Below are 24,192 nucleotides of genomic sequence, written 5' to 3'. Positions count from 1 at the left end.
ATCATGGCAAGCAATCGCCCCTCCCAAAAAATAGATGTCGGCGCTGCGTTGCAGCGTTTCGGCGAACAGTTCCGCGGGCTCAACCCGAACGATCCGTCGATGTGGCCGCCGGTGCCCCGGTACGCGCTCTGCCTGGCGGTCACCGCGCTGGTGCTGGTCGCCCTGTGGTTTGTCTGGCTGACCAATTCGAACGACGAGCTCGAAAGCGAGCGTTCCAAGGAAGTTGCGCTCAAGGCCGACTACCAGAAGAAGGTGGCTCAGGCAGCGAATCTCGAACTGCTGAAGAAGCAGCGCGAACAGGTGCAGCAGTACGTGACCCTGCTCGAGAAGCAATTGCCCAGCAAGGCTGAAATGGACGCCCTGCTGTCGGACATCAATCAGGCAGGTCTTGGCCGCAGCCTTCAGTTCGAGCTGTTCCGTCCGGGGCAGGTATCGGTCAAGGACTACTACGCCGAGCTTCCGATCGCTGTTCGCGTGACCGGGCGGTACCACGACATGGGTGCCTTCGCAGCTGACGTCGCCGGCCTCTCGCGCATCGTGACGCTGAACAACATCACCGTCACCCCGCAAAAGGACAAGGACGTGCTGACGATGGACGCCACCGCACGCACCTTCCGTTACCTCGATGAAGACGAGCGGGCCGCGCAGAAGCGCGCCGCTGCGCCGAAGGCGAAGAAATGAAGATCGCCGCCAAAGTACTGTGGCTGACGATGGCCGCGCTGGGGCTGAGTGCCTGCGACTCGGGCCAGGACGACCTGCAACGCTGGATGGCCGAACAGCGCGCCCAGGTGAAGCCTTCGGTGCCGCCCATTTCCGAGCCCAAAAAGTTCACGCCGCAGGCCTATACCGAAGCCTCGTCGTTCGAACCTTTCAACATCCTGAAGCTGACGCAGGCGCTGCGCCGCGACTCGAACCAGCCGAGCACGTCGGAGCTGATTGCGCCCGAACTGGCGCGCCGCAAGGAGGCGCTCGAAGCCTTCCCGCTCGACTCGATGGCGATGGTCGGCAGCATGAACCGCAACGGCCAGCCAGTGGCGCTGGTCCGTGTCGACAAGCTGCTCTACAAGGTGCGCGTCGGCGAATACCTGGGACTCAACTACGGGCGCATTACCCGTATCAACGAAACCGAAGTCGCCTTGCGTGAAATCGTGCAAGACGCCGCCGGTGAATGGATCGAACGCGTCGCGACGCTGCAGCTGCAAGAGAGTGCGAAATGAACCAAAACAAATCAACGATGGCACAGTGGCTGCGCGCTGCCGGCCTGGGTCTGCTGGCCTTCGGTGCATTGGCCGTGGCCCATGCGCAAAACGCCATCGAGGCCGTGACCAGCTCGACCCAGTCCGGTGCGGAAGTGATCCGCATCGACCTTGCGCAGCCGCTCACCGCGGTGCCCGCTGGGTTTGCCGTGCAAACGCCGGCTCGCATTGCGCTCGATTTCCCGGGTGTCACGAACGCCATCGGCCGCTCTGCCATCGAAGTGAACCAGGGCAACCTGCGCTCGGTGAACGTGGTCCAGGCCGGTGAGCGCAGCCGGGTGGTGCTGAACCTGAAGCAGGCGACTGCGTACAAGGCCGAGATCCAGGGCAAGTCGCTGCTGGTCATTCTCGAACCGGTGGCCGGTTCGGCGCTTGTCACGTCTGCCGCCACGACTTTCGCTGAAAACCGCAACCGGGACATGTTGCCGTTGCGCGACGTCGATTTCCGCCTCGGCGCCGACAGCACGGGCCGCGTCATCGTCGATCTTCCGAACAACCAGGTCGGTGTCGACGTCAAGCAGCAAGGCAAGAACCTCGTTGTGGAGTTCACCAAGTCGACGCTGCCAGAGGGGCTGCGCCGCCGCCTCGACGTGGCCGACTTCGGAACGCCGGTCCAGCTGATCACCTCGCAGCAATCGGGCGACCGTGTCCGCATGACGATCGAAGCCAAGGGCGACTGGGAGCACAGCGCCTACCAGAGCGAGAACCAGTTCGTGGTCGAAGTCCGCGCCCGCAAGGTCGATCCGACCAAGCTGACGCAAGGCGTCGGCTACAACGGCGAGAAACTGTCGCTCAACTTCCAGAACATCGAAATCCGTTCGCTGCTGCAGGTGATTGCCGACTTCACGAACTTCAACATCGTGACCTCGGACTCGGTGAGCGGCGCGCTGACTCTGCGACTGAAGGACGTGCCCTGGGACCAGGCGCTCGACATCATCATGCAGGCGAAGAACCTGGGCATGCGCAAGAACGGCAGCGTGCTGTGGATCGCACCCAAGGACGAAATCAACGCCAAGGAAAAGCTCGAATTCGAGGCCAAGGCCGCGATCGAGAATCTGGAGCCGCTGCGCACCCAGTCGTTCCAGCTCAACTACACCAAGGCGATTGCCATCGCGCAGGGGTTGACGGGCACCGGTGCTTCATCGGGCGGTGGCGGTGGCAGCGGTACGACGACGCGCATCCTGAGCCCCCGCGGCAGCGTCATCGCCGAGTCGCGCACGAACCAACTCTTCGTGTCGGATATCCCGTCGCGCCTGGCTCAGGTGACCGAGCTGATCCAGAAGCTGGACATTCCGGTTCGTCAGGTGCTGATCGAAGCCCGGATCGTAGAAGCGTCCGACACCTTCGGCAAGTCGCTCGGTGTGCGGTTGGGCGGCGGTATCTCCGGCGAGCGTTTTGCATCGTCCGCCGGCAATCGGGCCTATGGCAACGTCGGCGTAATGCCCATCGTCACGGCGGGTGCCAATGGCGGCGCCAGCACGGCTACGAGCACCTTCACCAATTCCAACTTCATCAACCTCCCGGCAGGCGATGCAGGCGGTACCGGCAACGCGGCGGGCACCTTCGCGATCTCGCTCTTCAATTCGAGCTTCTCGCGCATGCTGAACCTCGAGATCTCGGCGCTCGAAGCCGACGGCAAGGGCAAGCTGGTGTCCAGCCCCCGTGTCATCACGGCCGACCAGACCAAGGCGCTGATCGAGCAGGGTGAAGAAATCCCGTACCAGCAGGCCACGTCCAGCGGTGCTACCTCGATCTCGTTCCGCAAGGCGGTGCTGAAGCTTGAAGTCACGCCGCAGATCACGCCGGAAGGCAACATCATCCTGACGCTGGACGTGAGCAAGGACGCCCGCGGCGTGAATACCTCGGCGGGTCCGGCAATCAACACCAAGCACGTGCAGACCGAGGTGCTGGTGGAGAACGGCGGTACGGTCGTCATCGGTGGTATCTTCGAGCTCACCGAAACCAATGACGAATCGCGCGTGCCGGTGCTGGGTGAAGTGCCCTACCTGGGGGCACTGTTCCGCAAGCGCGAACGCGTTGCCAACAAGACCGAAATGCTCGTCTTTATCACCCCGAAGATGATTACCGACCGCAACGCCGCGCGCTGACGCGCGGGCGTAGCAGCCACCGCGTGGCGGTCGCACTCGTCGGCTTGCCCGGCGCCGGAAAATCCGCAGTGGGCCGGCGCCTGGGGATGCGGCTGGACCTTCCGTTCATCGACACCGATCACGTGATCGAGCAGCGCATAGGCTGCTCGATCCGCGATTACTTCGAGCGCGAGGGCGAAGTAGCCTTTCGGGATCTCGAACAAACCGTGATCGCCGACCTGGCCGCCAATGCCCAGGGCGTGCTGGCGACCGGAGGCGGCGCGGTGCTGCGTGAGGCCAACCGCACCCAGTTGCGCGATCACTTCCACGTGATCTACCTGCGCTCTTCCCCCGAGGACCTGTTCCGGCGCCTGCGCCACGACGTCAAGCGGCCCCTGCTGCAGGTCGCTGACCCGCTGGGCCGGCTGCGCGAACTGCACGATGCGCGCGACCCGTTCTACCGGGAAACGGCCCATGATGTGGTCGATACCGGTCGCCCGTCGATCGCCATGCTGGTGAACATCATCGTGATGCAGCTCGAATTGGCAGGCGTCGTCGAGCCGGGCGCCCATCCCGAAGAGCCCCCCGCCTGAGCCCGCCCGGGCCGCAGCGCCTAAACTCGCTGCCCATGTCCTTGCCCGTACTTTCCGCCTCGCCAGAACGCGTCGACATCCAGCTCGGCGACCGCAGCTACCCGATCCTGATCGGCGCCGGCCTGCTGGACGATCCCCAGAGCTTTGCCGTCACGCCCGCCGCGGCCACGGCCCTGATCGTCAGCAACACCACGGTGGCGCCGCTTTACGCCAAGGCGCTGCAGGCCTCCCTGGCGGGCCGTTTCCGTACCGTGCACTTGCTCGAGTTGCCCGACGGCGAGGTCTACAAGAACCTGCAGACCCTGAACCTGATCTTCGACGACCTGCTGGGCCATGGCAGCGACCGCAAGACCGTGCTGTTCGCCCTGGGCGGTGGCGTGGTGGGCGACATGACCGGCTTCGCCGCCGCCAGCTACATGCGCGGTGTGCCTTTCGTGCAGGTGCCGACCACGCTGCTGGCGCAGGTCGATTCCTCGGTCGGCGGAAAGACGGCCATCAACCACCCGCTTGGCAAGAACATGATCGGCGCGTTCTACCAGCCGCAGCTCGTCGTGTGCGATCTGTCCACGTTGCAGACGCTCCCCCCGCGCGAACTGAGCGCCGGCCTGGCGGAAGTCATCAAGTACGGCCCGATCCACGACATGGCGTTCTTCGACTGGATCGAGGCGAACATCGACGCCCTCGTTGCGCGGGACCCGGCCGCGCTGGCCTACGCCGTCAAGCGCAGCTGCGAAATCAAAGCGCTGGTGGTCGGCCAGGACGAGCGCGAAACCGGCCTGCGCGCGATCCTCAATTTCGGCCACACCTTCGGCCACGCGATCGAATCGGGCCTCGGCTATGGCGAATGGCTGCACGGCGAGGCTGTCGGTTGCGGCATGGTCATGGCAGCGCACCTGTCGCAGCGGCTCGGCGGCGTCGATGCTGCCTTCGTCGAGCGGCTCACGCGCCTGATCGAGCGCGCCGGCCTGCCGATCGTCGGCCCCGCGCTGGGAGCCGAGCGCTATCTGGAGCTGATGCGCGTCGACAAGAAATCGGAAGCCGGCGAGATCCGCTTCGTGCTGATCGACCGGCCCGGCTCCGCCGTGGTCCGCAGCGCGCCCGACGCGCTGGTGCGCGAAGTGCTCGCGCAGTGCTGCGCGGGATGAGCCTCGCGGCCTATGCCTGCCTGCCCGCGCAGTCGCGCGGCCGTCGGCATGCCGAGCCGCCCGCGCCCACGCGCGATGCCTTCCAGCGCGACCGCGACCGCATCGTGCATTCCACGGCCTTTCGCCGGCTGGTCTACAAGACGCAGGTGTTCCTGAACCACGAGGGCGACCTGTTCCGCACCCGGCTCACGCACTCGCTGGAAGTCGCCCAACTGGGCCGTTCGATCGCCCGCGCCCTGCGGATCAACGAGGACCTGGTCGAGGCGATTGCCCTGGCGCATGACCTGGGCCACACGCCCTTCGGGCACGCAGGCCAGGACGCGCTCAACGACTGCATGGCCGGGCATGGTGGCTTCGAGCACAACCTGCAGAGCCTGCGCGTGGTCGATGCGCTGGAGCACCGCTATCCACAGTACGACGGACTGAATCTCAGCTTCGAGACCCGCGAGGGCATCCTCAAGCACTGCTCCCGCGCGAATGCGGAGCGTCTGGAGGCGGCTGAGCCCAACGGCGTGGCCCGGCGGTTTCTCGACCGTACGCAGCCGGGGCTGGAGGCGCAGCTGTGCAACCTCGCCGACGCCATTGCCTACAACGCCCACGACATCGACGACGGCGTGCGCTCGGGGCTCATCAGCGTCGAGCAACTGTCCGAGGTTGAGCTGTTCGAGCGCCATCGCCGTGAGGCGCTTGCCGAGCATCCGCAGTTGCAGGGCCGGCGCGTGCTCTACGAAACCATCCGGCGCATGCTGAGCGCGCAGGTCTACGACGTGATCGACGCGACGCGCGCGGCGCTCGAAGCCCTCGCGCCAGTCGATGCCGACGCTGTGCGCAAGGCCCCGCCAGTCGTCGCATTCAGCGGCACCATGCAGGCCCAGTCGGAAGACCTCAAGCGTTTTCTCTTCCACAACCTCTACCGGCATCCGCAGGTCACCCAGACCACCGATCAGGCGCGTGACGTGGTGCGGGAGCTGTTCGAGGCCTATCTCGAGCGCAGTGCCGAAATGCCAACTTCCTTCGCCGAGCGCGGCGACAGGCACCGAGCCGTGGCCGACTACATCGCCGGCATGACGGACCGTTTCGCTGTGCGCGAGCACGAGCGGCTCACCGGCCGCCGGGGGATCGCGTGAGTTCCGTCGCGGCACGTCCGCGCGTTCCCGCTGCGGCCTTCGCCGTCCTGCTGGGCGGCGTCAGCGGGGCCTTGCATCTGGGCAAATTGCCGCCGGCCGTTCCGGCGCTGCAGGCATCGCTCGGCATCGGCCTGGTCGAGGCGGGATTCCTGTTGTCACTGGTTCAGGTCGCGAGCATGACCCTGGGGCTGCTGGTCGGGCTTGCGGCAGACACCATCGGTCTGCGCCGCAGCATGCTGACGGGGCTGTTCGTGCTGACGGTCGCGAGCCTGCTGGGTGGCCTGGTCGGCACCAGCGCGGACGGTGGTGTCCATGCTGTGCAATGGCTGCTTCTGCTGCGCGGCATCGAAGGCATCGGCTTCCTGCTGGCGGTCATGCCGGGACCGGGGCTGATCCGCGCCTTGACCCCGCCGGGCGCGGACAAGGCGGCGCTGGGCCTCTGGGGCGCTTATATGCCGCTCGGCGTGGCCCTTGCGCTGCTGCTTGGGCCCGCCCTGATCGCCTGGGGCGGTTGGACGGGCTGGTGGTGGGCGCTGTCGGTCGTGTCGGCTGGTGCTGCGCTCTGGGTGTGGACGGTCGTGCCTGGTGATCGAACCCGTCAGGCAGTGGGAGGCCAGCCCAGCGAAGGCTGGTCATCGCGCCTGCGCGCAACTGTCGGCGCGCGCGCACCCTGGCTGGTTGCGCTGACTTTCGCCGTGTACTCGTCGCAGTGGATGGCCGTCATCGGCTTCCTGCCCGCCATCTATGCGGGTGCGGGCGTGCCGGCTGCCTGGAACGCGGTGCTGACCGCGCTCGCGGCCGCCATGAACATCGTCGGCAACATCGCCGGCGGCCGCTGGCTGCAGCGCGGCGTGGCGCCCGAGCGCTTGCTGCAACTCGGCTTCCTGACGATGGCGCTGGGCGGCGTGGCCGCCTTCGCGCAAGTAGGGCAGGGCGCCGACGCCCTGGGCCTGCCGCCCGCGCTGCGCTACATCGCCGTCTGCGCCTTCTCGCTGGGCGGTGGCATGGTGCCGGCCACTTTGTTCCTTCTGGGCGTGCGGCTGGCACCCGGGCCCACCACCGTGTCGACGACCGTCGGCCTCATGCAGCAGGCATCGTCGCTTGGCCAGTTCCTGGCCCCGCCCGCGGTGGCGTGGCTGGCCCACCGCGTTGGCGGCTGGCACTGGACCTGGACGGCCACGCTGGCCTGTTCGCTGGCCGGCATGGCGATCGCGCGGCGACTGGGGCGGATTCGCCCTGTGGCGGAGATGGCATGACCCATCCGACGACAATTGCAGCCGCCCAGGCCGAAGCCGACACGCGGCGCTGGCTCGAACGCGCGGTGATCGGCCTCAACCTGTGCCCCTTCGCAAAGGCCGTGCACGTTAAGTCGCAGATCCACTACGCCGTGTACGAACCCGCCGAAGCGGCCGACCTGATGGACGCGCTACTGGCCGAAGCCAAAGACCTCGCAGCGCTCGACGCCGCCGTGCGCGACACCACACTTCTGATTGCACCGAATACCTTGGCCGATTTCCTGGACTTCAACGATTTCACGGCGCGTGCCGAACGCCGGCTTGCGCGCGCCGGTTTCGACGGCGTGTTCCAGCTGGCGAGCTTTCATCCGCAGTTCCAGTTCGCCGGCACCGAAGCCGACGACCTCGGCAACGCCACCAACCGCGCGCCATACCCCACGCTGCACCTGCTGCGCGAGGACAGCGTGAGCCGCGCGGTCGAGGCGTTCCCCGAGGCGGAGGCCATCTTCGAGCGCAACATCGACACGCTCGAAGCGCTGGGGTCCGATGGCTGGGCGGCGCTCGACGTCGGCCCCGGGAGTGCCAGGCCATGAACACCAAAGCCGCATCGAAACCGGTGACGAAGACGAACAAGGCCGCCAAGGCTGATGCCGAACTGGCCGATGCCCTGCGCCCTGGCCAGTCCGTCGAGTTGCTCAAGGAGCTGCACATCCTCACCCGCGAGGGGCGGCTCAACCAGGACTCGCGGCGCAAGCTCAAGCAGGTCTACCACCTGTTCCAGTTCATCGAGCAGCTGCTGCGCGAGCTGCCGGAAGAGGGCGCAGGCGCAACGCTGGCCGACCATGGCGCGGGCAAGTCGTACCTCGGCTTCATCATCTACGACCTGTTCTTCCGGGCACGGCAGGGCAGCAGCGGCCATGTCTACGGCATCGAGACGCGCGGCGAACTGGTCGAGCGCTCGCGTGCGCTGGCGCAGCGGCTGGGCTTCGACCGCATGTCGTTCCTGAACCTCACTGTGGCCGAATCGGCGCAGGCAAGCGAACTGCCGGAGCAGATCGATGTGGTCACCGCGCTGCACGCCTGCGACACCGCCACCGACGATGCCATCGCCTTCGGCCTGGCCAAGAAGGCGCGCTGCATGGTGCTCGTGCCTTGCTGCCAGGCCGAAGTGGCCGCCTGCCTGCGCGAAACCAAGGCGCTGGCGCTTTCGCGCACGCCGCTGGCCGAGCTGTGGCGTCATCCGCTCCACACGCGCGAAATCGGCAGCCAGCTCACCAACGTGCTTCGCTGCCTGTATCTCGAAGCCAACGGCTACAGCGTCACCGTGACCGAACTGGTCGGCTGGGAGCACAGCATGAAGAACGAACTGATCCTGGCGCGCTACACCGGCCAGCGCAAGGCGAGCGCAGCGACGCGGCTGCGTGAGTTGCTGGCGCAGTTCGGGCTCGACACGCTGGGCGACACGCGCTTCCGTCTCGCCTGAGCGCCGGCGCGCAACTCGCGTCCGCATACCCCATGGCCCGTCTTCCCCGCCTCACGCTGGCCGACCTGCCGCACCATGTGATCCAGCGCGGCAACAACCGCCAGCCGATCTTCATGGACCGCGCGGATCACGAGAAGCTGCTCGCGCTGCTGGCCGAAAACGCCACGCGCTTCGGTATCGCGCTGCATGCCTATGTGCTGATGGACAACCACTTTCATCTGCTGGCCACGCCCAACAGCACCACCGGCCTGCCGCAGTTCATGCAATCGGTAGGCCGCAGCTACGTGCGCTACTTCAACGACCGCCACGGCCGCAGCGGCACGCTGTGGGAGGGGCGCTACCGGTCGACGTTGATCCAGACCGACCGCTATCTGCTGACCTGCATGGCCTACATCGACCTCAATCCAGTGCGGGCGGGCATGGCGGCCGATGCGCGCGACTTCCCATGGTCCAGCCACGGCCACTACGCCGGCCTGCGGCATGACCGGCTGCTGACGCCCCATCCGCTGTACTGGGAGCTCGGCAACACGCCGTTCGCGCGGGAGGCTGCGTATGTCGAGTTGGTGCGCGGCGGGGTACGCGCGGCCGACCAGAGCGCGCTGACCGAAGCCACATTGCGCGGCTGGGCTGCCGGTGACGACGATTTTCTCGATGGCCTGCAGAAGTCCACCGACCGCCGCGTGGTCAAAGCCAAGGCCGGTCGACCGCCTTCGAACACCTCATCCTGAGCTGAAAAGCAGCGCAATCTATTGTGCTGCCTGGTCTTTTTGCTCCTGTTTTTGATATGTCCCTAATTTAATTCCGAGAAGAAAACTCAAGATTTAATAAGAATCTGACCCCTATTAAAGTGTTTGGCATTCTTTGTGCATCGCAATATGCTCCCTTTCCCTGCGAAAACTGAAGGAGCGCGCCCATGACGACGGCTGCCGAGATTCAACATCTCCAAGAACACGGTCTGTATTCCGGTGCCGACGAGCACGATGCCTGCGGCGTCGGCTTCGTTGCACACATCAAGGGCGAAAAAAGCCATGCCATCGTGCTGCAGGGCTTGAAGATCCTCGAAAACCTCGACCATCGCGGCGCCGTGGGCGCTGACAAGCTGATGGGCGACGGCGCCGGCATCCTGATACAGCTGCCCGACCACCTGTACCGCGAAGAAATGGCGAAGCAGGGCGTCACGCTGCCCCCGCCGGGCGAATACGGCGTCGGCATGATCTTCCTGCCGAAGGAACACGCCTCGCGCGAAGCCTGCGAACAGGAGATGGAACGCGCCATCAAGGCCGAAGGCCAGGTGCTGCTCGGCTGGCGCGATGTGCCGGTCAACCGCGACATGCCCATGTCGCCCACCGTGCGCGAAAAGGAGCCGCTGCTGCGCCAGGTCTTCATCGGCCGCGGCAACGACGTGATCGTGCAGGACGCGCTGGAGCGCAAGCTCTACGTGATCCGCAAGACCGCCAGCGCCAACATCCAGCGCCTGAAGCTCAAGCACAGCAAGGAATACTACGTTCCCAGCATGTCGAGCCGCACCGTGGTCTACAAGGGCCTGCTGCTGGCCGACCAGGTCGGTACCTACTACCTCGACCTGCAGGACAAGCGCTGCGTCTCGGCCCTGGGCCTGGTGCACCAGCGCTTCTCGACCAACACCTTCCCCGAGTGGCCGCTGGCCCACCCGTACCGCTACGTCGCCCACAACGGCGAAATCAACACGGTCAAGGGCAACTACAACTGGATGAAGGCCCGCGAAGGCGTGATGTCGTCGCCGGTTCTGGGCGCCGACCTGCAGAAGCTCTACCCCATCAGCTTCGCCGGCCAGTCCGACACCGCCACCTTCGACAACTGCCTCGAGCTGCTGACGATGGCCGGCTACCCCATCAGCCAGGCCGTGATGATGATGATTCCCGAGCCCTGGGAACAGCACGCCACCATGGACCCGCGCCGCCGCGCGTTCTATGAATACCACGCCGCCATGCTCGAGCCGTGGGACGGCCCGGCCTCCATCGTCTTCACCGACGGCCGCCAGATCGGCGCCACGCTTGACCGCAACGGCCTGCGCCCCTCGCGCTACTGCGTGACCGACGACGACCTGGTCATCATGGCGTCGGAATCGGGCGTGCTGCCCGTGCCCGAGCAGAAGATCGTGCGCAAATGGCGCCTGCAGCCCGGCAAGATGTTCCTGATCGACCTGGAGCAGGGCCGCATGATCGACGACGAGGAGGTCAAGGCCACCCTCGCCAACAGCAAGCCCTACAAGCAGTGGATCGAGAACCTGCGCATCAAGCTCGACAGCGTGAAGGCCGAGCCGGTCTCCGCGCCGCTCTCGCAAGTCGCGCTGCTCGATCGTCAGCAGGCCTTCGGCTACACCCAGGAAGACATCAAGTTCCTGATGAGCCCGATGGCGCAGGCTGGCGAAGAAGGCATCGGCTCCATGGGCAACGACAGCCCGCTGGCCGTGCTCTCGAGCAAGAACAAGCCGCTGTACAACTACTTCAAGCAGCTGTTCGCGCAGGTGACGAACCCGCCGATCGACCCGATCCGCGAAGCCATCGTGATGTCGCTGGTGTCCTTCATCGGCCCCAAGCCCAACCTGCTGGACATCAACCAGGTCAACCCACCGATGCGGCTCGAAGTGAGCCAGCCGATCCTCGACTTCGCCGACATGGCGAAGCTGCGCGACATCGGCAAGTACACGCAGGGCAAGTTCAAGAGCTATGCGCTCGACATCACCTACCCGCTCGCCTGGGGTGACGAAGGCGTCGAAGCCAAGCTGGCCTCGCTGTGCGCCGAAGCGGTGGACGCCATCAAGGGCGGCCACAACATCCTGATCGTGAGCGACCGCGGCGTGAGCCCGACGCAAGTGGCCATCCCGGCCGTGCTGGCCCTGTCGGCCGTGCACCAGTACCTCGTTCGCGAAGGCCTGCGCACCACCGCCGGCCTCGTCGTCGAAACCGGCTCGGCGCGCGAAGTGCATCACTTCGGCGTGTTGGCGGGCTACGGCGCCGAAGCCGTGCACCCCTATCTCGCCATGGAAACGCTGGCGGCCATGCACGCAGACCTGCCGGGCGACCTGAGCGCCGACAAGGCGGTCTACAACTACGTGAAGGCCATCGGCAAGGGTCTGTCGAAGATCATGTCGAAGATGGGTGTCAGCACCTACATGAGCTATTGCGGCGCGCAGCTGTTCGAAGCCATCGGCCTGAACAGCGAGACGGTGAACAAGTACTTCACCGGCACCGCCAGCCGCGTGGAAGGCATCGGCGTCTTCGAGATCGCCGAAGAAGCCATCCGCATGCACAAGGCCGCCTTCGGCGACGACCCGGTGCTCTCCAACATGCTCGACGCAGGCGGCGAATACGCCTGGCGCACGCGCGGCGAAGAGCACATGTGGACGCCCGACGCCATCGCCAAGCTGCAGCACAGCACGCGCTCCAACAACTGGAACACGTACAAGGAATACGCGCAGCTCATCAACGACCAGAACCGCCGCCACCTCACGCTGCGCGGCCTGTTCGAGTTCAAGATCGATCCGGCCAAGGCCATCCCGGTGGACGAAGTCGAGTCGGCCGCTGACATCGTCAAGCGCTTCGCCACCGGCGCGATGTCGCTCGGCTCGATCAGCACCGAGGCGCACTCCACGCTCGCCATTGCCATGAACCGCATCGGCGGCAAGAGCAACACCGGCGAAGGCGGTGAAGACCCGGCGCGCTACCGCAACGAGCTCAAGGGCATCCCGATCAAGCTGGGCGACACGCTCAAGAGCGTGATCGGCGCCGAAAACGTCGAGGTCGACCTGCCGCTGAAGGACGGCGACTCGCTGCGTTCGCGCATCAAGCAGGTGGCATCGGGCCGCTTCGGCGTCACGGCCGAGTACCTGCATTCGGCCGACCAGATCCAGATCAAGATGGCGCAGGGCGCCAAGCCGGGCGAGGGCGGCCAGCTCCCGGGCGGCAAGGTCACCGAGTACATCGGCAAGCAGCGCTATGCCGTGCCGGGCGTGGGCCTCATCTCGCCGCCGCCGCACCACGACATCTACTCGATCGAAGACCTGGCGCAGCTCATTCACGACCTGAAGAACACCGCGCCGCACGCCAGCATCAGCGTGAAGCTGGTGAGCGAGATCGGCGTCGGCACCATCGCGGCCGGCGTGGCCAAGTGCAAGAGCGACCACGTCGTGATCGCCGGCCATGACGGCGGCACGGGCGCCTCGCCCTGGTCGTCGATCAAGCACGCTGGCAGCCCGTGGGAAATCGGCCTGGCCGAAACGCAGCAGACGCTGGTGCTCAACCGCCTGCGCAGCCGCATCCGCGTGCAGGCCGACGGCCAGATGAAGACCGGCCGCGACGTCGCCATTGGCGCGCTGCTGGGTGCCGACGAGTTCGGCTTTGCGACCGCGCCGCTGGTGGTCGAGGGCTGCATCATGATGCGCAAGTGCCACCTGAACACCTGCCCGGTGGGCGTGGCCACGCAAGACCCGGTGCTGCGCAAGAAGTTCTCGGGCAAGCCCGAGCACGTCGTCAACTACTTCTTCTTCGTTGCAGAAGAAGTGCGCCAGATCATGGCCCAGCTCGGCATCCGCAAGTTCGACGACCTGATCGGCCGCGCCGACCTGCTCGACATGCGCAAGGGCATCGAGCACTGGAAGGCTTCGGGCCTGGACTTCAGCCGCCTGTTCGCGCTGCCTAACGTGCCGGCCGACGTGCCGCGCTTCCATGTCGAGAATCAGGACCACGGCCTCGACAAGGCGCTGGACGTGAAGCTCATCGAGAAGTCGCGCCCCGCCATCGACAAGGGCGAGAAGGTGCAGTTCATCGAGGTGGCGCGCAACGTCAACCGCTCGGTGGGCGCAATGCTCTCGGGCGCGCTGACCAAGGTGCATCCGCAGGGCCTGCCCGATGACTCGATCCGCATCCAGCTCGAAGGCACGGGCGGCCAGTCGTTCGGCGCCTTCCTGGCGCGCGGCATCACGCTGTACCTGATCGGCGACGCCAACGACTACACCGGCAAGGGCCTCTCGGGCGGCCGCGTGGTGGTTCGCCCCAGCCTCGACTTCCGCGGCGAAGCGGTGCGCAACACCATCGTCGGCAACACCGCGCTGTACGGTGCGACCACCGGCGAGGCCTACCTGTGCGGCGTGGCCGGCGAGCGTTTTGCGGTGCGCCTGTCGGGTGCCACGGCGGTCATCGAAGGCACCGGCGACCACGGCTGCGAATACATGACCGGCGGCACGGTGGCCGTGCTCGGCAAGACGGGCCGCAACTTCGCGGCCGGCATGAGCGGCGGCGTTGCTTTCGTCTACGACGAAGACGGCCAGTTCGCCACGCGCTGCAACCTTTCGATGGTGTCGCTCGACAAGGTGCTGACCTCGGCCGAGCAGACCGCGAGCGTGCATCGCAAGATCTGGCACGGCGGCGTCACCGACGAAGCGCAGCTGAAGAAGCTGCTCGAAGAGCACCACCGCTGGACCGGCAGCAAGCGCGCACGCGAGCTGCTCGACAACTGGGCCGTGTCGCGCACGAAGTTCGTGAAGGTGTTCCCGAACGAATACAAGCGCGCGCTGGCCGAGCTGCACGACCGCAAGGTCGAACTCACCAGCAGCGGCAACAACGCGCACATCGGCCTCGAGCCGCACGCGCTGGCTCCCGCACCGCAAACGGCCCCGGCTTCGGTCTGAGCGCCCACGAGTACAGAGAACAAAGGAAAGCACGATGGGAAAGATCACCGGCTTCATGGAGCATGAGCGTGTCGAAGAGGGCTACAAGCCCATCGAAGAGCGCGTCAAGCACTACAAGGAATTCGTCGTCGGCCTGAACACCGAACAGGCCAAGGTGCAGGGCGCGCGCTGCATGGACTGCGGCACGCCGTTCTGCAACAGCGGCTGCCCGGTCAACAACATCATTCCGGACTTCAACGACCTCGTGTACCGCAACGACTGGCAAAACGCCTTCGCGGTGCTCGACTCGACCAACAACTTCCCCGAGTTCACCGGCCGCATCTGCCCCGCGCCCTGCGAGGCAGCCTGCGTGCTCAACGTGAACGACGACGCAGTCGGCATCAAGTCGCTGGAGCACGCGATCATCGACCGCGCCTGGGACGAAGGCTGGGTGGCGCCGCGCGTCGCCAAGCACAAGACCGGCAAGAAGGTGGCGGTGGTGGGTTCGGGCCCGGCCGGCATGGCGGCTGCACAGCAACTCGCGCGCGCCGGCCACGACGTGACGCTGTTCGAGAAGAACGACCGCATCGGCGGCCTGCTGCGCTACGGCATTCCCGACTTCAAGATGGAGAAGTCGCACATCGATCGCCGCGTCGAGCAGATGAAGGCCGAAGGTGTGACCTTCCGCACCGGCGTGATGGTCGGCGCCGCGAAGGACCCGCTGGGCAAGGGCTCCAAGGTCACGAACCTGGCCAAGGAAACCGTCACGCCTGAGCAACTGCAAAAAGAATTCGATGCCGTGCTGCTCACGGGCGGTGCAGAGCAATCGCGCGACCTGCCGGTGCCCGGCCGCGACCTCGACGGCATCCATTTCGCGATGGAGTTCCTGCCGCAGCAAAACCGCGTCAACGCGGGCGACAAGGTCAAGGGCCAGTTGCGCGCCGACGGCAAGCACGTGATCGTCATCGGCGGTGGCGACACCGGCTCCGACTGCGTGGGCACCAGCAACCGCCATGGCGCGGTCAGCGTCACGCAGTTCGAGCTGATGCCCCAGCCGCCCGAGGAAGAAAACCGCCCGCTGACCTGGCCGTACTGGCCGATCAAGCTGCGCACCAGCTCCAGCCATGAAGAGGGCTGCGAGCGCGAGTTCGCGATCTCCACCAAGGAATTCATCGGCGAAAAGGGCAAGGTCACTGGCCTGAAGACCGTTCGTGTCGAATGGAAGGACGGCAAGATGCAGGAAGTGGCCGGCAGCGAGCAGATCCTCAAGGCCGACCTGGTGCTGCTCGCGATGGGCTTCATCAGCCCCGTTGCCACCGTGCTCGACGCCTTTGGCGTGGAGAAGGATGCCCGCGGCAACGCCAAGGCCACGGTCGACTTCATCGGCGGCTATGTCACCAACATTCCGAAGGTTTTTGCCGCCGGCGACATCCGCCGTGGACAGTCGCTGGTGGTGTGGGCCATTCGTGAAGGCCGCCAGGCCGCGCGCTCGGTGGATGAGTTCCTGATGGGGTTCAGCGACCTGCCGCGCTGAATTTTGTTTCAATTTCGCGGGGCCGGTCACGGCCCCGTTATCATCCGCGTCAAACCGCATGCCGGGATGCTTGAAAAAGCGCCCGGCTTTTTTATTGAGATGGACCCAGCCGCACCACTGCCACATCCCTTCGTAGAGTTCCGCGACGTCACGTTCGGCTATGGTGCGCGCGCCATCCTCGACGGCGTTTCGTTCTCCGTGCCGCGAGGCAAGGTAACGGCCCTGATGGGAGCATCGGGCGGTGGCAAGACCACGGTGCTGCGCCTTATCGGCGGGCAGCAGAAGGCCCAGCGTGGCGAGGTGCTCTTCGACGGCCACGATGTCGGCAAGTTCGATGCAACCGCGCTCTACGCGGCGCGGCGCCGCATGGGCATGCTCTTCCAGTTCGGCGCGCTGTTCACCGACATGACCGTGTTCGACAACGTGGCGTTTCCGCTGCGCGAGCACACACAACTCTCCGAAGCGCTGGTACGCGACGTGGTGCTCATGAAGCTCGACGCCGTCGGCCTGCGCGGTGCCCGCGACCTGATGCCCAGCGAGGTGTCGGGCGGCATGGCGCGGCGCGTGGCGCTGGCGCGTGCCATTGCGCTCGACCCCGACCTCGTGATGTACGACGAACCTTTCGCGGGGCTCGACCCGATCTCGCTCGGCACCGCCGCGCGCCTGATCCGCCAGCTCAACGACACGCTGGGGCTCACCAGCATCATCGTGTCGCACGATCTCGAAGAAACCTTCCGCATCGCCGACCACGTGATCATCCTGGCCAACGGCGGCGTCGCCGCACAGGGCACGCCCGACGAAGTGCGCCACAGCGCCGACCCGCTGGTCCATCAGTTCGTCAATGCGTTGCCCGACGGGCCAGTGCGTTTCCATTACCCGGGCGTCAGCATCGAGGACGACTTCGGCAATGTCGAAGGAGGGCGCTCATGAGCTGGTGGAAGCCTGCCGACGTCGGCTTCGGCGTGCGCCGCCATCTGGCCAACCTGGGCTATGGCGCGAAGCTGTTCATGCGCCTGGTCGGCCCGGGCGCGCAGATCATGCGCCGCTTCGGTCTGGTGCGTGACCAGATCCATTTTTTGGGCAACTACTCGCTCGCGATCATCGGCGTGTCGGGGCTGTTCGTGGGCTTCGTGCTCGGGCTGCAGATGTACTACGCGCTGCAGCGCTACGGTTCTTCCGAAGCGCTCGGCCTGCTGGTCACGCTGAGTCTGGTGCGCGAGCTCGGGCCCGTGGTGGCGGCCTTGCTGTTCACCGGGCGCGCGGGGACGTCGCTCACCGCGGAGATCGGCCTCATGAAGGCCGACGAGCAGCTGAGCGCCATGGAGATGATGGCGGTCGACCCGGTGCAGCGCATCCTCGCGCCGCGCTTCTGGGCCGGCGTCATCACCATGCCGCTGCTGGCGGCGGTGTTCAGCGCGGTTGGCATCATGGGTGGCTACGTGGTGGGCGTGCTGATGCTGGGCGTCGACCCGGGCGCGTTCTGGGGCCAGATGCAGGGCGGCGTCGACGTGTGGCGCGACGTCGGCAACGGCGTCATCAAGAGCATCGTCTTCGGCTTCACCGTGACCTTCATCGCGCTGCTGCAGGGCTATGAAGCCCAGCCCACGCCCGAAGGCGTGTCGCGTGCGACCACGCGAACCGTGGTGTCGGCATCGCTGGCGGTGCTGGGGCTGGACTTCCTGCTCACCGCCATGATGTTCAGTATCTAAAGAGGCTCGGCCTCCATCGTTCTAGACAGAGAGTCAAACCATGCAACGTTCCAACAACGACATCTGGGTCGGCCTGTTCGTCCTGATCGGCGCTGCGGCGCTGCTGTTTCTCGCGCTGCAGTCGGCCAACCTGCTGAGCCTGAATTTCCAGAAGACCTATTCGGTGACCGCGCGCTTCGACAACATCGGCGGGCTCAAGCCGCAAACCGCTGTGAAGAGCGCGGGGGTTGTGGTCGGCCGCGTGGAGTCCATCTCCTTCAACGACAAGTCCTTTCAGGCCGACGTCACGCTGGCTTTGCAAAACCGCTACAGTTTTCCCAAGGACAGTTCGCTCAAGATCCTGACCAGTGGCCTGCTCGGCGAGCAGTACATCGGGATCGAAGCGGGCGCCGAGGACAAGAACTTGCAGGCCGGCGACACCATCACCTCGACCCAATCGGCCGTGGTGCTTGAAAACCTGATCAGCCAGTTTCTGTACAGCAAGGCAGCCGAAGGCAATTCGACGCCTGGAACAGCCAACAAGAAATGAAAACACGATCTTTTTTGTCTTCTGCTATGAATAACGTAGCAATTCGCGCCCGTTGGGTGGGCGCCGCAGCTTTTTTTGCACTGGTGGCCGGTTGCGCCACCGGACCCAACGCCAATCCGGCCGACCCTCTCGAGCCGTTCAACCGCGGGGTCTCGCGCTTCAACGACACCGTTGACGACGCAGTGCTCGTTCCCGTGGCCACGGCCTACCAGAAGGCGCTGCCTTCGATGGTGCGCACCGGCGTGAACAACTTCTTCGGCAACATCGGCGATGTCTGGAGCCTGGCCAACAACGTGGCCCAGCTCAAGCTGCAGAACAGCGCCGAGACCTTCATGCGCCTGAACGTCAACACCTTCTTCGGGCTCGGCGGCCTGCTGGACGTTGCGACCGAGGCCGGCATTCCCCGCCACGAGGAAGACTTCGGCCAGACGCTGGGCTACTGGGGCGTGGGCCCGGGCCCGTACGTCGTGCTGCCGCTGCTGGGCTCCTCGACACTGCGCGACACCGCGGCCAAGCCGCTCGACATGTACGGCGACCCGCTGGGCCATGTGGAAGACATCCCCTGGCGCAATTCGCTGACGGTGCTGCGCATCGTCGACACGCGCTCGCAATACCTGCGCGCAAGCCGCCTGCTCGGCGATGCGGCGCTCGACAAGTATTCGTTCACGCGCGATGCGTTCCTGCAGCGCCGCCGCAGCCAGGTCTACGACGGCAACCCGCCGGACGACGGCGGTGGCAGTGACGGTGGTGGCAGCGACAAGTAAGCCGCAAGAGGAGGGGAGGCTGCTTGCATCCGGTTGCAAGGCTTCACCTCCCGGACAGGAACCCGGTCGGCCCCAGGGGGCTCGAATCCGTTCCTGTCTCAGCACCCGGTTTTTTCGGGTGCCTGCAGATTTTCAAACTTGAATGAGGGACTCTTCATGAACAACAAGACCTTGCAACGTCGCGATCTTGGCCGCCTGGTGCTGGCCGGTGCCCTGCTGTTCGGTGCGGCTGTCGCCTTCGTCCAGCCCGCCCGTGCCGCCGATGAAGCGCCTGATGCGCTCGTCAAGCGCCTCTCGACAGACGTGCTCGAAACGATCAAGGCCGACTCGTCCATCAAGTCGGGCGACGTCAACAAGATCATGCTGCTGGTCGACAGCAAGATCATGCCCAACGTCAACTTCCAGCGCATGACGGCCTCGGCAGTCGGCCCGGCCTGGCGCACTGCAACGCCCGAACAGCAAAAACGCCTGCAGGACGAGTTCAAGGCCCTGCTGGTGCGCACTTATGCCGGCGCGCTCGACCAGGTGACCGACCAGACCGTCACCATCCGCCCGTTCCGCGGCTCGCCTGACGACAAGGATGTGCTGGTGCGCACCGAGGTCCAGGGCCGCGGTGATCCGGTGCAGCTCGACTACCGCCTTGAAAAGACCCCCGGCCAGGGCGCCGGCTGGAAGGTCTACAACCTGAATGTGCTGGGCGTGTGGCTGGTCGATACCTACCGCACCCAGTTCGCGCAGGAAATCAACAAGAGCGGCATCGACGGCCTGATCGCCGCGCTGGCCGCGCGCAACAAGGGCAACGGCAAGGGCTGACCGGGCGCACGCGATGCTGGTCCTGCCCACCCGACTCACCCATGACGAGGCCCCCGCCTGCATGCGCATGCTGCAGCAGGGGCTGAAAGGCCAGGCCGACTCGTCGTCCACCGTGGTCGACGCGACTGCGCTGGCTCAGTTCGATTCGTCGGCGCTGGCTGTGCTGCTCGAATGCCGGCGCGAATCGAGCGCGCTGGGCCGCGGTTTTTCGGTCAAGGGGCTGTCGCCCAGGCTGCGCGAACTCGCGGCGCTGTATGGCATTGCGGGCCTTTTGCCCGCCGCGCCCTGAAAAAGTAACGGCCCCTTAAAATCGCGGGCTCCCATGCCCGCGATTTCATTTCAATCGGTCTCCAAGACCTACCCCCCCTCCAGACAGCAAAAAGCCCAGGGCAAGCCAGGGCTCAAGGCCGTCGACGAGGTCAGCTTCCAGATCGAACCGGGCGAATTCTTCGGCCTGCTCGGCCCGAACGGCGCGGGCAAGACCACCCTGATCAGCATGCTCGCGGGCCTGTCGCGGCCCACGGCCGGCGCCATCAGCGTCCACGGCTTCGACGTGCAGCGCGACTTTGCACAGGCGCGCCGCCAGCTCGGCATCGTGCCGCAGGAGCTGGTGTTCGACCCCTTCTTCAACGTGCGCGAATCGCTGCGCATCCAGTCGGGCTACTTCGGCATCAAGAACAACGAGGCCTGGATCGACGAGCTGCTGCAAAGCCTGGGCCTCGCCGACAAGGCCACGGCCAACATGCGCCAGCTCTCGGGCGGCATGAAGCGCCGGGTGCTGGTGGCACAGGCGCTGGTGCACAAGCCGCCGGTGATCGTGCTCGACGAGCCCACGGCCGGCGTCGACGTCGAACTGCGCCAGACGCTCTGGCAGTTCGTCGCCCGGCTCAACAAGCAGGGCAGCACCGTGCTGCTCACCACCCACTACCTCGAAGAGGCCGAGGCGCTGTGCAGCCGCATCGCGATGCTCAAGCAGGGCCGCGTGATCGCACTCGACCGCACCAGCGAACTGCTGAAATCGGCCGCGAGCAACGTGCTGCGCTTCAAGACCGACGCCATGCTGCCCTGGGCCATTGCCCAGCATGCGCGCATCACCGGGCGCATCGTGCAACTGCCGGCGCAGAACGCCCATGAAGTCGAACAACTGCTGGCCGCGATCCGCGAAGCCGGCGTCGCGGTGGAAGACGTGGAAATGCGCAAGGCCGACCTGGAAGACGTGTTCATCGACCTGATGGCCGGCGAGCAAACCCCGTTGGAGGTGGCGCGATGATGGCCGTGACCGGTTGGCGCGCGCTGCTCTACAAGGAGACGCTGCGCTTCTGGAAGGTCGGCTTCCAGACTGTCGGCGCGCCGGTGCTCACCGCACTGCTGTACCTGATGGTGTTCGGCCACGTGCTCGAAGACCACGTGAAGGTCTACGGCACTGTCGGCTACACGGCCTTCCTGGTGCCTGGCCTCGTGATGATGAGCGTGCTGCAGAACGCCTTTGCCAACAGCTCGTCGTCGATCATCCAGAGCAAGATCATGGGCAACCTGGTCTTCGTGCTGCTCACGCCGCTGTCGCATTGGGGTTGGTTCTTCGCCTATGTGGGCTCGTCCGTCATCCGCGGGCTGGCCGTGGGGCTGGGCGTGTTCGTCGTCACGGTGCTGTTCGCGCAGCCGAGTTTCGTTGCGCCGGTCTGGATCATCGTGTTCGCGCTGCTGGGCTCGGCCATGCTGGGCACGCTGGGCCTCATCGCCGGTCTCTGGGCCGAGAAGTTCGACCAGATGGCGGTGTTCCAGAACTTCCTGATCATGCCCATGACCTTCCTGTCGGGCGTGTTCTATTCGATCGGCTCGCTGCCGCCGTTCTGGCAAAGCGTGAGCCACCTGAACCCGTTCTTCTACATGATCGACGGCTTCCGCTACGGCTTCTTCGGCGTGAGCGACGCCTCGCCCTGGCTGAGCCTGGGCATCGTCGGCACCGCCTGGCTGGTGGTGAGCGCGATTGCCGTCCACCTGCTTCGCATCGGCTACAAAATCCGGGGCTGAACAAAGCCTCTTCCCACACCCCATGACCGCCGAACAACTCCAGGCCCTGATCCAGTCCCATCTCCCGTGCGAGCACATCACGCTCGAGGGCGATGGCCGACATTGGTACGCCACCATCGTCTCGGCCGAATTCGAGGGCAAGCGCTCGATCCAGCGCCATCAGCGGGTCTACGCCACCCTCGGTGCGAAAATGCACACCGACGAGGTGCACGCGCTTTCGATGAAGACCTACACGCCGGCCGAATGGGCGGCAGTGGAAAAATAACTCCCGGCCCCTCGTGGCCTCCTGACTTCGCTGGAACTTCGATGGACAAACTTCTGATTCGCGGCGGGCGAGAGCTCCGCGGCGAAGTACTCATTTCCGGCGCCAAGAACGCCGCGCTGCCCGAGCTGTGCGCGGCGCTGCTGACCGACCAGCCCGTGACGCTGCACAACGTGCCGCGCCTGCAGGACGTGTCGACCATGCTCAAGCTGGTGCGCAACATGGGCGTGACGGCCGAGCGCAACGACAACGGCACGGTCCGCCTGAATGCCGGCGATCTCGGCAACCCCGAGGCGCCCTACGAGCTGGTCAAGACCATGCGCGCCTCCGTGCTGGCCCTGGGCCCGCTGCTGGCGCGCTTCGGCCATGCCAGGGTGTCGCTGCCGGGCGGCTGCGCCATCGGCTCGCGGCCGGTCGACCAGCACATCAAGGGCCTGCAGGCCATGGGCGCAGAGATCGTGGTCGAGCACGGCTACATGGTCGCGCGCCTGCCCGAAGGCCGCACCCGCCTGAAGGGCGCGCGCATCCTGACCGACATGGTCACCGTCACCGGTACCGAGAATTTCCTTATGGCAGCCGCGCTGGCCGAGGGCGAAACGCTGCTCGAAAACGCCGCGCAGGAGCCCGAGATCGTCGACCTCGCCGAAATGCTGATCCGCATGGGCGCGAAGATCGAAGGCCACGGCACCAGCCACATCCGCATTCAGGGCGTCGAGAAGCTGCACGGCTGCGAGCACGCCGTGGTGGCCGACCGCATCGAGGCCGGCACTTTCCTGTGCGCCGTAGCTGCCACGGGCGGCGAGGCCTTCCTGCGCCACGCGCGCGGCGACCACCTCGACGCCGTGATCGACAAGCTGCGCGACGCGGGCTGCACCGTCGCCTCTGAAAAAGACGGCGTGCGCATCAGCTCCAAGGGCCCCGCCTACGAGCACCTGAAGGCGCAGAGCTTCAGCACCACCGAGTACCCGGGCTTCCCGACCGACATGCAGGCCCAGTTCATGGCCCTGAACGTGATCGCGCGTGGCGCCTCGATGGTCACCGAGACCATCTTCGAGAACCGCTTCATGCACGTGAACGAGATGGTGCGCCTGGGCGCACGCATCCACGTCGAGGGCAAGGTGGCGATGGTCGAGGGCGTGCAGCAGCTCTCGGGCGCTACCGTGATGGCCACCGACCTGCGCGCCTCGGCCAGCCTGGTCATCGCCGGCCTCGTGGCCGAGGGCGAGACGCTGGTCGATCGCATCTACCACCTCGACCGGGGCTACGACCGCATGGAGTCGAAGCTGCGCGGCCTGGGCGCCGACATCGAACGACTGACCGGAGCTGCCGCCGCATGATCACGCTAGCCCTCTCCAAAGGCCGCATCTTCGAAGAGACGATGCCCCTGCTGGCCGCCGCCGGCATCGAGGTCACCGAAGACCCCGAGAAGTCGCGCAAGCTGATTCTCGAAACCACCCGCCCCGACGTGCGCGTGGTGCTGGTGCGCGCCTCCGACGTGCCCACCTACGTGCAGTACGGCGGCGCCGACCTCGGCGTGACCGGCCTCGACGTGCTGCTCGAGCACGGCAACCAGGGCCTGTACCAGCCGCTCGATCTGCGCATCGCGGCCTGCCGCCTCAGCGTGGCCGTGCGCGCCGACTACGACTACGCCTCCGCCGTGAAGCAGGGCTCGCGCCTGCGCGTGGCCACCAAGTACGTGGGCCTTGCGCGCGACTTCTTTGCCAGCAAGGGCGTGCACGTCGACCTGATCAAGCTCTACGGCAGCATGGAGCTGGCACCGCTCACAGGCCTGGCCGACGCCATCGTCGACCTGGTCTCGACCGGTAACACGCTCAAGGCCAACCACCTCGTCGAGGTGGAGCGCATCATGGACATCAGCGCGCGCCTCGTGGTGAACCAGGCCGCGCTCAAGCTCAAGCGCGAGCCGATCCGCCGCATCGTCGACGCGTTTGCGTCAGCCATTCCCACCGCCTGAAC

23 protein-coding genes are annotated in these 24,192 nt (G+C 65.8%); all 23 read left to right on the top strand.

Going from position 1 to position 24,192, the window contains the following annotated elements:
* Positions 1-3 precede the first annotated feature (3 nt).
* The 23 genes from BLW48_RS02865 to hisG all read left to right on the top strand — a co-directional run bounded on the left by BLW48_RS02865 (position 4) and on the right by hisG (position 24,190).
* The gene (locus BLW48_RS02865) at positions 4-681 is read left to right on the top strand and encodes a type IV pilus inner membrane component PilO (RefSeq protein ID WP_093075886.1); all 678 of its coding nucleotides are present in this window, start codon (positions 4-6) and stop codon (positions 679-681) included.
* Complete coding sequence (locus BLW48_RS02860) at positions 678-1,217, top strand: pilus assembly protein PilP (RefSeq protein WP_093048542.1); 540 nt, start codon at positions 678-680, stop codon at positions 1,215-1,217. Before BLW48_RS02865 ends, BLW48_RS02860 begins: the two co-directional genes overlap by 4 nt.
* Complete coding sequence (pilQ, locus tag BLW48_RS02855; RefSeq protein ID WP_093172494.1) at positions 1,214-3,364, top strand: type IV pilus secretin PilQ; 2,151 nt, start codon at positions 1,214-1,216, stop codon at positions 3,362-3,364. The genes BLW48_RS02860 and pilQ overlap by 4 nt, the downstream gene beginning before the upstream one ends.
* A 23-nt stretch (positions 3,365-3,387) precedes the next feature.
* On the top strand, positions 3,388-3,936 hold the full coding sequence (locus BLW48_RS02850; protein WP_093048548.1) for a shikimate kinase: 549 nt from the start codon (positions 3,388-3,390) through the stop codon (positions 3,934-3,936).
* 35 nt (positions 3,937-3,971) lie between these two features.
* On the top strand, positions 3,972-5,081 hold the full coding sequence (gene aroB, locus BLW48_RS02845; protein ID WP_177142249.1) for a 3-dehydroquinate synthase: 1,110 nt from the start codon (positions 3,972-3,974) through the stop codon (positions 5,079-5,081).
* The gene (locus BLW48_RS02840) at positions 5,078-6,208 is read left to right on the top strand and encodes a deoxyguanosinetriphosphate triphosphohydrolase (protein ID WP_093172492.1); all 1,131 of its coding nucleotides are present in this window, start codon (positions 5,078-5,080) and stop codon (positions 6,206-6,208) included. The genes aroB and BLW48_RS02840 overlap by 4 nt, the downstream gene beginning before the upstream one ends.
* Positions 6,205-7,464: an MFS transporter gene (locus BLW48_RS02835; protein WP_093172490.1), complete on the top strand. Its 1,260-nt coding sequence runs from the start codon at positions 6,205-6,207 to the stop codon at positions 7,462-7,464. The genes BLW48_RS02840 and BLW48_RS02835 overlap by 4 nt, the downstream gene beginning before the upstream one ends.
* Positions 7,461-8,036 (top strand): DUF1415 domain-containing protein, encoded by a 576-nt coding sequence (locus BLW48_RS02830; RefSeq protein WP_093172488.1) that lies wholly within the window; start codon positions 7,461-7,463, stop codon positions 8,034-8,036. Before BLW48_RS02835 ends, BLW48_RS02830 begins: the two co-directional genes overlap by 4 nt.
* Positions 8,033-8,926, top strand: coding sequence for a class I SAM-dependent methyltransferase (locus BLW48_RS02825; RefSeq protein WP_093048558.1), 894 nt, complete (start codon positions 8,033-8,035; stop codon positions 8,924-8,926). Before BLW48_RS02830 ends, BLW48_RS02825 begins: the two co-directional genes overlap by 4 nt.
* A 32-nt stretch (positions 8,927-8,958) precedes the next feature.
* Positions 8,959-9,654: a transposase gene (locus tag BLW48_RS02820; RefSeq protein WP_093172486.1), complete on the top strand. Its 696-nt coding sequence runs from the start codon at positions 8,959-8,961 to the stop codon at positions 9,652-9,654.
* Positions 9,655-9,839: 185 nt separating this feature from the next.
* On the top strand, positions 9,840-14,594 hold the full coding sequence (locus BLW48_RS02815) for a glutamate synthase-related protein (protein WP_093172484.1): 4,755 nt from the start codon (positions 9,840-9,842) through the stop codon (positions 14,592-14,594).
* A 34-nt stretch (positions 14,595-14,628) separates the two neighbouring features.
* A complete protein-coding gene (locus tag BLW48_RS02810; protein ID WP_093048566.1) occupies positions 14,629-16,107 on the top strand; it encodes a glutamate synthase subunit beta in 1,479 nt (492 codons plus the stop codon).
* A gap of 66 nt (positions 16,108-16,173) precedes the next feature.
* Positions 16,174-17,037: an ABC transporter ATP-binding protein gene (locus tag BLW48_RS02805; protein ID WP_093172482.1), complete on the top strand. Its 864-nt coding sequence runs from the start codon at positions 16,174-16,176 to the stop codon at positions 17,035-17,037.
* On the top strand, positions 17,034-17,816 hold the full coding sequence (gene mlaE / locus BLW48_RS02800) for a lipid asymmetry maintenance ABC transporter permease subunit MlaE (RefSeq protein WP_093048571.1): 783 nt from the start codon (positions 17,034-17,036) through the stop codon (positions 17,814-17,816). The genes BLW48_RS02805 and mlaE overlap by 4 nt, the downstream gene beginning before the upstream one ends.
* A gap of 40 nt (positions 17,817-17,856) precedes the next feature.
* Positions 17,857-18,345, top strand: a complete 489-nt coding sequence (gene mlaD, locus BLW48_RS02795) for an outer membrane lipid asymmetry maintenance protein MlaD (protein ID WP_093048574.1) — start codon at positions 17,857-17,859, stop codon at positions 18,343-18,345.
* A gap of 26 nt (positions 18,346-18,371) precedes the next feature.
* Complete coding sequence (locus BLW48_RS02790) at positions 18,372-19,109, top strand: MlaA family lipoprotein (RefSeq protein ID WP_176928689.1); 738 nt, start codon at positions 18,372-18,374, stop codon at positions 19,107-19,109.
* 156 nt (positions 19,110-19,265) lie between these two features.
* Positions 19,266-19,922 (top strand): MlaC/ttg2D family ABC transporter substrate-binding protein, encoded by a 657-nt coding sequence (locus tag BLW48_RS02785; RefSeq protein WP_093048580.1) that lies wholly within the window; start codon positions 19,266-19,268, stop codon positions 19,920-19,922.
* A gap of 13 nt (positions 19,923-19,935) precedes the next feature.
* Positions 19,936-20,211 carry an STAS domain-containing protein gene (locus BLW48_RS02780; protein ID WP_093048583.1) on the top strand — a complete coding sequence of 92 codons (276 nt, stop codon included), beginning with the start codon at positions 19,936-19,938 and terminating at the stop codon, positions 20,209-20,211.
* Positions 20,212-20,244: 33 nt separating this feature from the next.
* Entirely contained in the window at positions 20,245-21,192 is a 948-nt protein-coding gene (locus BLW48_RS02775) for an ABC transporter ATP-binding protein (RefSeq protein WP_093048586.1), read from the top strand.
* Positions 21,193-21,197: 5 nt separating this feature from the next.
* Entirely contained in the window at positions 21,198-21,953 is a 756-nt protein-coding gene (locus tag BLW48_RS02770) for an ABC transporter permease (RefSeq protein ID WP_093173222.1), read from the top strand.
* Between the two features lie 22 nt (positions 21,954-21,975).
* The gene (locus BLW48_RS02765; RefSeq protein WP_093048598.1) at positions 21,976-22,218 is read left to right on the top strand and encodes a BolA family protein; all 243 of its coding nucleotides are present in this window, start codon (positions 21,976-21,978) and stop codon (positions 22,216-22,218) included.
* Between the two features lie 41 nt (positions 22,219-22,259).
* Positions 22,260-23,552, top strand: a complete 1,293-nt coding sequence (murA, locus tag BLW48_RS02760) for a UDP-N-acetylglucosamine 1-carboxyvinyltransferase (RefSeq protein WP_093075869.1) — start codon at positions 22,260-22,262, stop codon at positions 23,550-23,552.
* A complete protein-coding gene (gene hisG / locus BLW48_RS02755; RefSeq protein ID WP_093048604.1) occupies positions 23,549-24,190 on the top strand; it encodes an ATP phosphoribosyltransferase in 642 nt (213 codons plus the stop codon). The genes murA and hisG overlap by 4 nt, the downstream gene beginning before the upstream one ends.
* Positions 24,191-24,192: the final 2 nt, after the last annotated feature.

This window comes from Variovorax sp. YR266 (genome assembly GCF_900107295.1).
Lineage (GTDB): Bacteria > Pseudomonadota > Gammaproteobacteria > Burkholderiales > Burkholderiaceae_C > Variovorax.
The sequence above is the reverse complement of the archived record's forward strand: the minus strand, read 5'-3'. Positions and strand labels throughout refer to the sequence as shown.